The sequence below is a fragment of the Amycolatopsis sp. lyj-108 genome, assembly GCF_046549005.1.
Taxonomy (GTDB): Bacteria; Actinomycetota; Actinomycetes; order Mycobacteriales; family Pseudonocardiaceae; genus Amycolatopsis.
On the sequence record NZ_JAJPWQ010000008.1, the window covers coordinates 126372 to 139984 of the forward strand.

General features: G+C 63.0%; 9 protein-coding genes. 6 read left to right on the forward strand and 3 right to left on the reverse strand.

The annotated features are described in order from the left end of the window. Window positions 1–4 precede the first annotated feature (4 nt). The 4 genes from ACLJO0_RS27505 to ACLJO0_RS27520 are packed head-to-tail and all read left to right on the forward strand — an operon-like array spanning window position 5 to window position 9811. The gene (locus ACLJO0_RS27505; protein ID WP_410581424.1) at window positions 5–3703 is read left to right on the forward strand and encodes a PglY protein; all 3699 of its coding nucleotides are present in this window, start codon (window positions 5–7) and stop codon (window positions 3701–3703) included. Beyond that, the gene (gene pglZ / locus ACLJO0_RS27510) at window positions 3703–6402 is read left to right on the forward strand and encodes a BREX-2 system phosphatase PglZ (protein WP_410581425.1); all 2700 of its coding nucleotides are present in this window, start codon (window positions 3703–3705) and stop codon (window positions 6400–6402) included. The genes ACLJO0_RS27505 and pglZ overlap by 1 nt, the downstream gene beginning before the upstream one ends. Further along, complete coding sequence (gene brxD / locus ACLJO0_RS27515; protein WP_410581426.1) at window positions 6399–7718, forward strand: BREX system ATP-binding protein BrxD; 1320 nt, start codon at window positions 6399–6401, stop codon at window positions 7716–7718. The genes pglZ and brxD overlap by 4 nt, the downstream gene beginning before the upstream one ends. Next, a complete protein-coding gene (locus tag ACLJO0_RS27520) occupies window positions 7715–9811 on the forward strand; it encodes a DEAD/DEAH box helicase (RefSeq protein ID WP_410581427.1) in 2097 nt (698 codons plus the stop codon). The genes brxD and ACLJO0_RS27520 overlap by 4 nt, the downstream gene beginning before the upstream one ends. Window positions 9812–9834: 23 nt before the next feature. On the opposite strand, the gene ACLJO0_RS27525 is transcribed toward ACLJO0_RS27520, so the two are convergent. Further along, the gene (locus ACLJO0_RS27525) at window positions 9835–9978 is read right to left on the reverse strand and encodes a hypothetical protein (protein WP_410581429.1); all 144 of its coding nucleotides are present in this window, start codon (window positions 9976–9978) and stop codon (window positions 9835–9837) included. A 103-nt stretch (window positions 9979–10081) separates the two neighbouring features. Further along, complete coding sequence (locus ACLJO0_RS27530) at window positions 10082–10216, reverse strand: hypothetical protein (RefSeq protein WP_410581431.1); 135 nt, start codon at window positions 10214–10216, stop codon at window positions 10082–10084. Window positions 10217–10720: 504 nt separating this feature from the next. Here ACLJO0_RS27530 and ACLJO0_RS27535 point away from each other — a divergent pair. Next, on the forward strand, window positions 10721–12463 hold the full coding sequence (locus ACLJO0_RS27535) for a DNA/RNA helicase domain-containing protein (RefSeq protein ID WP_410581433.1): 1743 nt from the start codon (window positions 10721–10723) through the stop codon (window positions 12461–12463). A 12-nt stretch (window positions 12464–12475) separates the two neighbouring features. On the opposite strand, the gene ACLJO0_RS27540 is transcribed toward ACLJO0_RS27535, so the two are convergent. Beyond that, window positions 12476–12862 (reverse strand): cupin, encoded by a 387-nt coding sequence (locus ACLJO0_RS27540; protein ID WP_410581435.1) that lies wholly within the window; start codon window positions 12860–12862, stop codon window positions 12476–12478. Window positions 12863–12940: 78 nt separating this feature from the next. On the opposite strand from ACLJO0_RS27540, the gene ACLJO0_RS27545 reads away from it, so the two are divergent. Continuing rightward, window positions 12941–13507 (forward strand): TetR/AcrR family transcriptional regulator, encoded by a 567-nt coding sequence (locus ACLJO0_RS27545; protein WP_410581437.1) that lies wholly within the window; start codon window positions 12941–12943, stop codon window positions 13505–13507. Window positions 13508–13613: the final 106 nt, after the last annotated feature.

Here is a 13613-nt window from a genome sequence, read left to right on the forward strand (position 1 = left end):
GGGAATGACCGAGGAGGTGTACCTCCGGGATGTGATCCACATGCCGGAGGAGGTCAACCGGGGCGACTTCAAGATCGACCTGACCAAGGGATTCACGGCGACCGACGAGCTGGTCGACAACTACGTCGTCACTGATCAGCTGCGCGGGGCCTTTACCCAAGCGCTCGCTCTGATCCGTGCGGCAGTCCGCGACGGCAACTCGCATGCCGCTTACCTGCACGGCTCGTACGGCTCCGGTAAGAGCCACTTCCTGACCGTTCTGCACGCCGTTCTAAATGGCAACAAGACCGCACGCGAGAAGCCTGAGCTGCGGAAAGTCGTCGCCGAACACGATGAGTGGCTGGCCGGTCGCAACTTCCTCATGGTGCCGTTTCACTTGATCGGGTCGGTCGACCTGGACGCGGCAATCCTCGGTGGCTACGTCAAGCATGTGCAGGACAACATGCCGGGCAAGCCGGTCCCTGCGGTCTTTCGAGACGACGCGATGCTCGTGGATGCCAAGAACCTGCGCGACGCGGTAGGCGACGTCAAGTTCGCGGAGATGCTCGGGACCGAGGACGCCAAGCCTTCAGACCTGGACGACCTGGAACCAATCGAAGGAGCGGCTCCCAGCGCTTGGACCCGTCTAGAACTTGATAAGGCATTCAGTGCGCAGCCCGGAGACCCGCGGCGCGACGCTCTGGTTTCTGCGCTCCTGTCCGGTCCAATGGCCTCCTATGCCCGCGGGGCCTTAGGAGACAAGGACGCCTACCTCCCACTGGAGAACGGCCTTTCCGTCATCAGCCGGCACGCGCAGCAACTCGGTTACGACGGCGTCGTGCTGTTCCTCGACGAGCTGATCCTTTGGCTGCAGGGCTACTTATCCCGCCGCGACTTCGTCAACGTTCAGGTGAACAAGCTGGTCAAGCTGATCGAGTCGGGGGACAGCGATCGACCAGTGCCGATCATTTCGTTCGTCTCCCGTCAGCGGGATCTCGGCACCCTCATCGGCTCGGACATCATGGGCTCCGAGGTCAGCAACCTCGAACAGCAGGTCCAGTATCTCGCCGGGCGATTCGACACGATCAGCCTCGAAGACCGCAACCTTCCGGCGATCGTCAAGGAGCGCGTTCTCAAGCCGCTCCCCGGCAAGGCCCATCTACTCGATTCGGCCTTCAAGAACATCGAGTCGACCAAATCCAACGTCAAGGAAGCGCTGCTCGACGCGAACGGCGCCACCCACGCGGACTGGTCCGACTTTCGTGACGTCTACCCGATCTCACCGGCTCTGCTCAACGTGCTGGTGGCGCTCTCCGGGGCACTGCAGCGTGAGCGCTCTGGACTCAAGCTGTTGCAGGACATGCTTCATCGGCGGCGCGCGGACATGAAGCTGGGCGACCTCATTCCGCTCGGAGACCTGTGGGACGTCATCGCCGAAGATGCAACGGCAGCCTTCACCGACAAGCTGCGTACGGACGCCGAAGCAGGCCAGCGTTTCCACCGGAGGGTTCGCCGCTACCTGGAGGGTAAGTACGGCTCGACCACCGATGCCCGGTTCATCGCAGACGAACGTCTGGTCAAGACGCTGCTGCTGGCATCCCTCGCTCCAGACGTGCCCGCATTGACCCGGCTCACCGGGCAGCGGCTGGCCGCATTGAACTACGGTTCGATCACCTCACGCACTGCTCAGCCGGGCGACCTGGCGACCACCAGGCTGGGTGACCTCAAGACCGAGTTCGGCGAGCTGCGCAGTGACGGTGACGAGAACCCGGTGTTCAGCCTGCACCTGTCCGACCTCGACATCGAACCGCTGCTGGACAGCGCGAACGACGAAGACAACACCGCCAATCGGCGAAAGTGGCTACGCAGCCAGCTTTGGGAGGCAATGGGTGTCAAGGACACCGGTGTCTTCGTAAGCGAGCGTGAGATCGTCTGGCGGGGCACCAAACGGACCGCCGAGTTCGTGTTCGAGAACGTCCGCGACCCCCAGTCGATGCCGGACTTCCAGTTCCGGCCCAGCCTTGACGGCGTAATCCGGTTCGTCATCGACTATCCTTTCGACGAACCTGGACGTTCACCCCGGCAAGACGCCGAGCGCGTGGAGGACTTGAAACAGCATGGCCACGCCTACCCCACCCTGGTGTGGCTGCCGGCCTTCTGGTCTGAGCAACGGTTCAACCAGCTCGGTCGCCTGCTGAAGATCAACCACCTGCTAGAGCGTGGCCGACTCGAAGCGGTCGCAGCAAACCGATCGGCCGAGGACCGGATCCGCCTACGCACCCAGCTCGAGGTGCACAAGGAAAACCTCACGTCGAGCCTTCGAGGCGTGCTGACTCAGCTCTACGGCCTCTCCCGCGGTGACGAGTCGAACCTCATCGACCCGGAGGGCGAGCCTGGGCGAGTGCTCAGCATGTTTCCGCAGCACACTCCACGGCTCCATGTCGGCGCTCCGTTCGAGTACAACATGCTCGAACTGGCCGACAGCATTCTGGGTGCGAACTATCCGAATCACCCGGACTTCGATCCGAAGAAGGAACGCAAAGCTGTCACTGTCGGAGAGCTTCGTACGGCACTGAACTGGATCACCAAAGCAGCTGAACAAGGCGGCCGCGTTGAACTGGAGAAGAGCAACCTTGCCCTGATGCGCAAGATTGTGCACCCTCTCGGCTTGGGTGAGGTCCACGACGGCCCCCTCACACTGAGCAACGAGTGGCGACAGCGTATCGAGCAGCACGCGGCGAGGATGCAGGTCGCGGGCGACTACTCGGTCGACGACATCCGACGGTGGCTGGAAGAGCTTGATTACAAGGGTCTCGACAAGCCAGTCGAGAACCTGATCATCTCCGTATACGCCCTACTTGCCGATCGAGCGTGGGTCCGCGAGACCATCCCTCAAGACGCTCCAGACATCGGCAACATCGGTCCAGGTTGGGCTCTGCGCGCACAAGAACTGCCCACCGAGGATGAATTCGAGGCAGCCCGCAACCGTGCGGGAGCGATTCTCGGGGTGTCTGCTCCGGCAGCCCGATTCACGCGCAACATCACCAAGCTGACCAATAGTGTGCTCGAACAGGTCCGTGAACACGAGAACGCGGTCCACCGCCTGCACGAGGCGTTGCACAAGCATGCATCCGAACTCGGGATCGAAACTTCCTCGCCACGGGTAGTGGCAACCCGAGCCGCAGCGGATCTGCTGGCCAAGCTGTTCGGTATCTCCGACTCGACAAAGCTGATCAGAACACTCGCGCAGCTGCCGGACCCGGACAACGACGGTGTGCTGGCGAGGACGATCTCATCGGCCCAAGCTGTCCTGAGTGCACTCGACGCAGCAGACTTCGAGCTACTGCGAACGATTCGGCCGTATCTTGACCGTTCTGACGGCATTCGAGACCGCACCGAACGCCTAATGGCCGACATAGCGGAGACGGCACAAGCCGACGAACAAACCCGGCAACTCGGCCCCATGCTGCACGGATTCCGGTCGATCGCTCTCAAGATCATCCAGGACGCCACCACAGCAGCAGGAGCCCTGCCAGCGCCACCTCCGCCGGCACCCGCGCCCGCGCCCGCGGCCCAGCAGACACGCCGGGTGACCGCTGACGCGACTCCCGCAAAGGTGGCTGAGACGATGGCAGCTGTGCAGCGATCGGTCAGTGAGTTCGCCAAGGAACACCCGGGTCAGGAGATAGAGATCTCGTGGCGTGTTGTCGACGGGAAGGCTTGATGGCCCAGGTTCCGCCTATCACGCGAGCGGGGATCGAGTCGCTGCTCACGCAACACAGACACACGCTGGACAAGCAGCCAGGCCGATGCCTGGTGCTTGTCCATGGCAGGTATGAGCCTGGTGAACGCACCGAATTTCGGCTGAAGCCGGTCGAAGGTGGCCAAGACGAGCGGGCAGTGCGCGTCACCGACCAGCCCTCGATACTGGGGATCACTGCCGAATGGCTGGACTACCAGCACACTGGAGCGGCCTCCGGTGTGCTGGTAGTCACCACCGGTGTAGAGCCTGCCGAGCTCGACTGGGACTTGCGTGGACACGCTCTCGACACCAGCCTGCTGCGAATCGACCCGGTCGAGAGCCTGAAGTTTCGGTTCGGCGCCAATCGCTTGGACCCCCGAGTCTGGCAGTCCACCTGGCTCGTCCAGGCACTGCTCGACGCCGAACCCACCAGCGGCTGGGCCCGCCGTGGAGGCGTGCTGACCTATGACGACGCTTTGCTGGCTCTCGTCGGACAGCGGCTCGGCGTCGACGCCGCAACCCTCGACCTCGACCGCCTGCTCGAGTGGTCCCGGAGCACCGCAACGACCAGCTGGGCTGAACTGGACAACACTGAACGTGACGGCATCCGCAGCTGGCTCGTCGAGCGTCTCGGCCTGGCGGCGGAGGCTGTTCTCGCGTTGGTCGCGGCTGGTCGAGGCCGCGACGCTCTGGCGCTGGGGGTCGTCGGCTCGGCATTAAGCGATCAATCGCTATCGCGCGACGCCTTGGTGTCGGTCGGTGGGCTCTTCCCCGGTATCCGCTCAGATGCCGTCGAAGCCTTCGCCCTGGCGGTCGACGGCACGCTGAGCCGGTGGATCACAGCCGCCGGACCTGCCGATTCCCCTGCCCGCCATGAGGTCCTCACCGTGCTTGAACGTGCCGACGAGCTGGCCAAGCAAACCGGCCTTACCGAGGCACTGTCTAGCAACCCTTTACTGCCCTCCGCATGGCGAACACGTCTTCGTTCGGTGGGCGCGGCGCTCCCCGATCCGAAGGCTGCGAACCGCGCGCTTGGCGAACTCCGCGGACATCGCCTCGCCGAATTGTTCAATTCCCAGAAGACCACAGCGACCATGGCCGTCCGGCTCGCACGGTGGCTCGCGACACCGGAATCCGGAGTCCCGTCCGTGTCGGCAGGTGTACAACAGCAAGTGGCCGAATGGGGCTGGGTCGACTACGCCGTAGCTGTTCTTTGGGCAGGCGACGCGGCAAGCGAACCGGTGAGCGCCAAAGCTTACCGCAACCTCTGTGAGCAGGTGACGGCCCGACGCACCGCGTCGGACGAAGAATTCGCGCTCCGCCTGGCCTCCTGGGTCCCGTATGCTCGCGCGCAGCTGTCCGAAGGCGCGTTGCTGATCGAAGACATCCTGACGACAGCCGCTGTTCCGCTGGCCGGCGACTCAGCTCCCGTGATCATCGTGCTCGATGGAATGAGTGCTTCTGCCGCGGCGCAGCTGGGCGACGAACTGAGCCGTCGCCCCAACTGGCTGGAGACCAGCCCCATACCCGGCGCCCGTCTGGCTGCGGTGTCGGTGTTTCCGTCGATCACGACAGTGAGCAGGCCGTCCCTCTTGTGCGGGAAACCCATCGCAGGAGGCCAGTCGACAGAAAAAGACGGCTTTGCCGCGTTCTGGAAGAAACATCACAAGCAAGCGCGACTCTTCCACGAGAACGAAGTCGGCGGCGGCGCCGGCCAGAGTCTCAATCCCGAGCTCGTTGCGGCGTTGGCAGGCGCCGAAGTCGTCGGTGTCGTACTCAACACGATCGATGACACGCTCGGCCCCGGTCGAGAGGGCGATGGGACGACCTGGCGCCTCCAGGACATCCGGTACCTGACCAGCCTGCTCACTCAGGCACGCAGCTACGGACGGCCGGTCGTAGTGACATCGGACCACGGGCACGTTCTCGAGCGTGGCCTCGCTGGCGGCCCATCCCCCGCAGCTGCTGAATACGGTGGGCGATGGCGGACAGGAACACCGGGCGAGGGCGAAGTCGCACTGCGCGGTCCGCGGGTCCTCGAGGGGAATGGAAAGGTGGTTCTCCCGTGGCGCGAGGACATCCGATACACGCAAAAGCGCGCGGGGTACCATGGCGGTGCCGCCTTGGCCGAGGTCAGTATTCCCGTCTTGGTCCTCCTGCCGTCTGTCGACGCATTACCGGACGGTTGGGTAGGATTGCCCGCTGAACAGACAACGCCCTCGTGGTGGCGGGGCAGCCCAGAGCAAGTACTTGTGGAGACCGCTGCGGCAACCAAGGCGCCGCGTAAGAAACAAAAGGCTATCCCCGACGGGCCAGGTCTGTTCGATCATGTGCTGCCGGAGCCCACACCATCTGTGCCAGTTGCGCGGAAAACTCTCGGCCAGCAGGTAACCGCTTCGAAGATCTTTTCCACGCAAGAGAAATTCGTACGTCGTGGACCCAGCAGTGACGTCGTGGCCGCCGTAATCGACAGCCTTGCCGACGCAGGCGGCAAGCTCTCGCTTGCCGCAGTTGCCTCCACCGCAGGCAAGGCAGCTCGAAACATCGATGGATTCCTCGCCACCGTTCAGCGTTTGCTCAACGTGGAGAGCTACCCGGTGCTCGAACTCATCGATGGCGGCCGAACGGTGGAACTCAACCTTGAGCTCCTTCGAACACAATTCGACTTGGACAAGCCGTGAGTGCGGTCAGTTCAGTTCGTCGTCGCGAGGTGGTGGATGCGTTGCGCCGTGGCACAGTTCCACAGTTCGGACTCGACCTGTTCGCTGTGGGCCTTGATCGGTTCACCGGAGCGCTCGACGACGATCTGAGCACGATCAAGCGCGGTGGCGCGGCCTTTCATGCAATCCGCGGGGAATATGGCTCAGGTAAGACGTTCTTCGCACGCTGGCTGGCCGAACGAGCGAAACGGGCCGGGTTGGCGACGAGTGAGATTCAGATCTCGGAGACGGAAACCCCGTTACATCGCCTCGAAACCGTGTACCGGCGGCTGACCGAACGACTGTCTACGGCGACCCACCAACCGAGTGCGTTGCGATCAGTGATCGATTCCTGGTTCTACACGCTCGAAGAGGAGGTTCTCGACACCGGCGAAGTCGACGAGAATGACGAAGACGCCGTCGCCCAAGCCGTGGACACTCTCATGGAGAGTCGCCTAGGTGATGTCGCCAGGACAACCCCCGCCTTCGCTTCGGCTCTCCGCGGATACCGGCATGCGAAGCGTGCCGATGACGCGGCGACCGCAGAAGCGGTAATCGCTTGGCTGGGCGGGCAAAAGTCAGTGGCGGCCTCCGCTAAGCGAGCCGCCGGAGTACGCGGGGACCTCGACCATTTCGGGGCGCTCGGCTTTCTCCAAGGCCTGCTGACCGTGCTGAAGGATTGCGGTCACCCGGGTCTTTTGGTCGTGCTCGACGAGATCGAGACCCTCCAGCGCGTTCGGGGTGATGTGCGAGAGAAGGGCCTCAACGCTCTCCGCCAGTTGCTGGACGAAATCGACACCGGCCGCTTTCCAGGACTCTTCCTGGTGATCACTGGCACTCCTGCGTTTTTCGACGGGCAACAAGGCGTCCAACGCCTACCACCGCTCGCTCAGCGACTTGCGACCGACTTCACCACCGACGCCCGCTTCGACAACCCACGTGCGGTTCAACTCCGGCTTCCCGGATTCGACCTGGACCGGCTTGGGGAGCTTGGTCGGAACGTCCGCGATCTCTATGTCGGCGATGCCAAGGAGCCCGAACGGATCGCCGCTCGCGTGGACGACGCCTATGTCGATGAACTAGCTCGGGCCGTCACCGGCGGGATGGGTGGCAAGGTAGGTGTCGCACCACGCGTCTTCCTCCGGAAACTCGTTCAGGACGTGCTCGACCGGGTCGACGAACACGAGGAGTTCGACCCGAGAGTGCACTATCCGGTAACCGTCAAGAGCTCTGAGCTCTCCGAGGAAGAGCGCAACAGCGTCGCCGATGTCGACGACATCGATCTGGATCTCCCGTGAGTTCCGGGTCCGACCGGCTGCTTCCCGCGCTGGTGCACCACATCGTCAACACGCTGGGCTGGCCAGGGCTGCGCCCGCTACAGGCCGAAGCGATCGACCCGCTTCTTGACGGATCCGATGCGATCCTGTTGGCGCCCACAGCAGGCGGTAAGACCGAAGCTGCGATGTTTCCCCTGCTCAGCTCCATGGAAGAACAGTCATGGACGAGCCTGTCGGTGTTGTATGTCTGTCCGCTTCGGGCCCTCCTGAATAACCTTCACCCCAGACTGGCGAGTTATGCGGGCTGGCTCGGTCGCACTGCTGACCTATGGCACGGAGACGTCAGCTCCGGCGCCCGCAAGCGGGTACTCCAGGAACCGCCGGATATCCTGCTGACCACGCCGGAGTCGCTCGAGGCGATGCTGGTGTCGACAAACATTGATTCCCGGCGCTTGTTCTCGGGCCTTCGAGCGGTCGTAGTCGACGAGGTCCATGCTTTCGCCGGCGACGACCGCGGCTGGCATCTGCTCGCGGTCCTCGAACGACTCTCTCGGATCGCAGGCCGCCCGCTTCAACGAATTGGCTTGTCAGCCACAGTAGGCAACCCGGACGAACTGCTGAGGTGGCTTCAGGGCTCGCAACACTCCAGACCACGATCGGTAGTTGCGCCCAGCGGAGGCACGACGACCACGCCGGACATCACCGTCGATCATGTCGGTTCAATTGACAACGCGGCCACCGTCATCGCAACACTGCACCGAGGCGAGAAGCGACTGGTGTTTGTCGACAGCCGCCGACGCGCTGAAGAACTCGGAGCAGCACTACGCACCCGCGAAATCACCACGTTCCTGTCGCACTCATCGCTCTCCGCAGACGAACGCCGCAGATCAGAGCAGGCCTTTGCAGACGCTCGCGACTGCGTGATCGTTGCGACTTCTACTCTGGAATTGGGAATCGATGTCGGAGATCTCGATCACGTGATCCAGATCGACGCTCCCCGAACGGTGGCTTCGTTTCTCCAGCGTCTGGGCCGGACAGGACGTCGTGCAGGGGGCACCAGAAACTGCCTCTTTCTGTGTCTCGAAGAATCAGCCGTACTCAGCACAGCCGGCCTGCTCGAACGGTGGGCAGCAGGCTGGGTGGAACCGATCGTGGCCCCGCCACACCCTCGGCACATAGCCGCGCAGCAGATGCTCGCCCTTGCCCTGCAAGAGAATAAAATTGGGACGCAAACCTGGCGAGAGTGGTGGGGCGACCTCCCGTTGTTCGATGAGCACCAAACCGAGATCTTTGATCATCTGCTGGCTGAAGGCTACCTCGAGCGGGACGGCGCGATGGCGTTCATCGGGCTCGAGGCGGAGAAGAAGTTCGGCCGACGGCATTTCATGGACCTTCTCGCCGTGTTCAGCGCGCCACCGGAGTTCACAGTCCTGACCGGCCGAGAGGAGATCGGCCGAGTGGGGGACGATGTTCTGCTGGCCGATAACCACGACGGACCACGTGTCCTGCTTCTCGCTGGACGTGGGTGGAAGGTCGGGCACATTGACTGGAAGCGGAGGCGCTGTTTTGTCGAGCCGAGCGACCTCCCCGGCCGCGCCAAGTGGGGTGGGGGCGAAGGCGGGCTGTCTTTCGCCCTTACCCGCGGCCAGCGATCCGTCCTGCTGGGCGCCAATCCCGCGGGGGTCCGGTTCACCCGCAGAGCAGCATCCGTACTCGCCGAGCTCCGTGAGAAGCACTCCGGAGACGTTGCTGACAACGCGACTGTGTTCCGGCGTTCGTCTGGTGAGCTCAGATGGTGGACTTGGGCTGGTATCGCAGCCAACCGGACGTTGCAAGCCAGCTTTCCGCAAGTCGTGGATCCTCGGCAGCGGATTACCGATCATTCCTTGCGCTTGCAACCATATCTGTCGAATACCGAATTGCTGCGCACACTGTCAGTACGTGCAGTGCTCTCCCATCCACACGTCAATAAGTCCGCCCTCTATGGACTCAAGTTCTCTTCTGCCCTCCCAAGCGAGCTAGCCTATGAAACCGTTTCCGAACGCCTTTCGGATCAGAAACACGCACAGTTCCTCTTATCCGAGCAGCAACTATTTTCCCAAGCAGAGAACTAGGCCAGTCGCTATATATTCAGATTTCACCTAGCGGGCCTACTACTGCAGGACAAGGACCACAGATCGGCCACCAGGTCCGCCTGGAGATCCGACGTGTAGAGCTGGCCGAAGTCGTCGAACTCGAACTCGTCCAGCGTCCAGTCGACTCCGCGCACCACGTTGTGCATGTACGCGACCCCCCTTGACTTGCCCCCTGGAATACGCGCGAACGCCCGGACGAAGTCGAGCAGCTGGCGACAGTACCGCCTGACCTGTTCCGCCGGATGTAAGTCAGGTTGCTTTGCCGTAGGTAGTCAGCACCAGACCGACGCCGGCGGCCTTCGTCTTTTCCCACTGTTTCAGCTCGACGAGTACATAGGAGGGCTTTCCGGTCTCCGGATGAACGCCGCAGAGGATGGCATCCACCCGCTTCGGCTGTACGGAAGCCGATATTCCAGCAACACCTGCAGGTGTCCGAGCCCTGCAGCGCACAACGTGTTGGCGAGGACCGAGAGGCTGCACTTCCACGAACCGAGTTCACCGGACTCATCGGACGCCCGGAAGGGGATGCCCACATGTTTGGAGCTCTATGAGGATCCGCTTGCGCTGAAGCTCTTCGCGCAGGTCATACGCGGTCTTGATGACCCGGCAAGTCACCCTCCCCAGGCCGTTCCCGCCCCTTGGCCGTCCGCACCATTGCGTGAAGGCAAGGATCACTCTAGCGGGTTATGATCGACAGCTGGGGAGCATTCGGGCTACCCACGCCCAGGGGAGGGACGAGTGGCTCTTGCGCGCGGCAGCGCGGCCGATCTCTTGATCGAAGCCCGCGCGGGACACCTGCACAGCCGACTGAAGGAGCAAGCCGGATTCGCCATCGGCGGCAGGATAGGAACCAGTGAGGTGGCCTCCTGGCAAAGGAGTCTGCCCATCGTGTTGACGGATCTCGTGGACGCGGGTCTCGGCGACGTCGAGGTTCTCCTCGAACATCAACTACCTCACAGCAAGCAACGGATCGACGTCGTTCTGTGCGGAGTTCACTCTCGCAGCGGGCAGAGTTCGTTCGTCTTCCTCGAGGTCAAGCAGTGGTCCAAGGCCGAGTCTTACCTGTCCGAGGTGATCAACATTCCCGGCTTACCCGGGAAACACCTCCACCCTGCCGAACAGGTACACGGATATCGCCAATACTTCGTGGACCACACACCCGCGCTGGTGGAGCGGTCGCAGGCCGTGCACGCGGTGGCATACCTGCACAACGCACGGCGGACGGACGTGTCCGGTCTCCTCCAAGACACCCCTCGTCCCACCAGCCGACTGTTCACCATGGACGACAAGGCGGCGATGGGCGAGCACCTCAACTCCGTGCTCGACGCCGCGGCCGCCAGACAGTCCAATGTCTCGGCCGGGGACGAACTGAGTGGTTTCGCGCACCGTCCCACCAAGCCGTTGCTCGATCTGGCTGCAGCCGAGATCAAGGACCGCGAGCAGTTCGTTCTTCTGGACGAGCAGAAGGTCGCGTACGAACTCGTACTGCAGGCTGTCGAGCGGTCTCGGGCGGCGCAGACGCGCACGGTTGTCATCGTCGAAGGAGGACCGGGATCGGGTAAGAGCGTCATCGCGCTGAGTCTTCTCGGTGAGCTGGCCCGCCGAGGCCGAGCCGTTCACCACGCGACCGGCTCGAAGTCGTTCACCTCGACCATGCGCAAGTACGCGGGTCGCGGCAACACCCGGGTCCAGGGATTGTTCAAGTACTTCAACGCCTACGTGGGCTGTGAGCCTCGCGAGCTGGACGTCCTGATCTGCGACGAAGCACATCGCATTCGAGAGAAGGGCGTCGACAGGTTCACGAAGAAGGAGCGGCGCGAGCGCGCCGATCGCCAGGTCAACGAGCTCATCAACGTGGCGACCGTTCCCGTGTTCCTCCTCGACGAACATCAGGTCGTACGGCCAGGCGAGATGGGCTCTCTCAAAGAGATCACCACGGCCGCCCGCGCTCTCGGCTGTGAAGTGGAGGTCGTCCGCCTGCACGACCAGTTGCGTTGCGGCGGCTCGATTTCCTACGACACCTGGGTCGCCAGGCTACTCGGACTCGGTTCCGCCGAACCGCCAATTCCCTGGAGTAAACTCGCGGGTTCTCTGGACAAGGGCATCACCTTGACCACCGCCGCGTCACCTGAGGGCCTCGAATCTTGGGTGCTGCAGCAGCGGTCCCAGCATGGCGGGGTCGGCCGACTGGCGGCCGGTTTCTGCTGGCCGTGGAGCGATCCCATCAAGACGCCAGACGGTCTCCGCCTCGTGGACGACGTGCAGCTCGGCGAGTGGAAACGGCCCTGGAACGCGAAGGGCGAGAAGTCGGTGCCCGACGTGCCCGGGTCCAGTTACTGGGCGACGGACGAACGCGGCTTCGGCCAGGTCGGCTGCATCTACACCGCGCAGGGCTTCGAATATGACTGGTCGGGCGTGATTTTTGGCAAGGATCTGGTCCGTCGCGACGGAATGTGGTGCGCGGTCCGCGCGAACTCCAAGGACTCCGAGGTCAAGAGGGCGGACGAGCTGCATTTCAGCGCGCTGATCAAGAATACGTACAAGGTCCTGCTCACTCGTGGGATGCGCGGGACGGCCATTTTCTCGGAAGACCCCGAGACCCAGGAGTTCCTTGAAGAGATGACCGGGTAGCGCCTTCGAACCTCAGGCCTCGTGGAAGTCGTTGAGCCGATGCGCCTCGACGGACGACTCCGTGGCGGCCAGCCAATGCGGATAGGTGACATAGACCAGTTCCGCGTCCTCATCGGCCACGTACACCACCTCGGTCCCTGCCCGCAGGTAGATCACCTCGCCTGCCCGAGCCGTCACCGAACCCGAGGGGCCTTCGACGGTGAAAGTGCCGGAGGTGATGACGAGGGCTTCGTCGTAGGTCATCTTCCAAGGGTTCTTCTCACCCTTTCCGTAGCGGGCGAAGCCGACGGACATCGACGCGCCGCTGTCCTGCGAGAGGACGTCAGCCAAGAAGATCTGCTGGTCGAGGCGTTGAAACCAGGTCGAAGCGTGATCGCTCGTGAGGTGTTCGACGGACATCCAATTCTCCTTAAGTGGAAGTTTATCCACTTAGTTAACTGGAGAAAGTTCCACTTGTCCACCGGTTAGGCTCACCGAGTGCTTCCCATCGCAGGAGCCGGCACTCCAGAGCGGGCGGACGCGGCTCGCAACCGGCAGAAGATCGTCCACGCGGCAGCCAGGCTTGTGGCGGCCAAAGGGATCGACGGGCTCGCGTTGGACGAGGTCGCGGCGGAGGCGGGCGTCGGGATCGGGACCGTGTATCGGCGGTTCCCGGACAAGGGCGCGTTGGCGCAGGCGTTGCTCGACGAGAACGAGCGCGAGTTCCAGGAAGCGTTCATCAGCGGGCCGCCACCGCTCGGGCCGGGGGCACCCGCATCCCAAAGGCTGAAGGCGTTCATGGACGCGTACGTCGACAGGCTTGAGACGCATGGCGAGTTGCTCATGGTCGCGGAGACGGAGACGCCGATGGCGCGGTTCGTGACCGGCGCGTACCGGCTGCACCACAGTCATCTGGTCGCGCTGATCAGCGAGATCGAGCCGGAAGCGGACGCGCATTTCAGGGCCGACGCGCTGCTCGCTCCACTGGCGGCTGCGCAGTACGTCTACCAGCGACAAAGCGGCATGACAACGGAACGCATCAAGCATGGCCTAAGGAACCTGTGACCGATATGCCGGACGATAGGACCACCCACTGAATCTGAACTTTCAGGCTTCGACAGCTACTATTTTCGTAATTACATGACATGCAGGCGAAGCTTGATCAACCTGC

Excerpts from the sequence above, each read along its gene's own strand:
- ACLJO0_RS27505 (WP_410581424.1), top strand. The coding sequence starts at position 5 with ATGACCGAGGAGGTGTACCTCCGGGATGTGATCCACATGCCGGAGGAG.
- pglZ (WP_410581425.1), top strand. The coding sequence starts at position 3,703 with ATGGCCCAGGTTCCGCCTATCACGCGAGCGGGGATCGAGTCGCTGCTC.
- ACLJO0_RS27525 (WP_410581429.1), bottom strand. The coding sequence starts at position 9,978 with ATGCACAACGTGGTGCGCGGAGTCGACTGGACGCTGGACGAGTTCGAG.
- ACLJO0_RS27540 (WP_410581435.1), bottom strand. The coding sequence starts at position 12,862 with ATGTCCGTCGAACACCTCACGAGCGATCACGCTTCGACCTGGTTTCAA.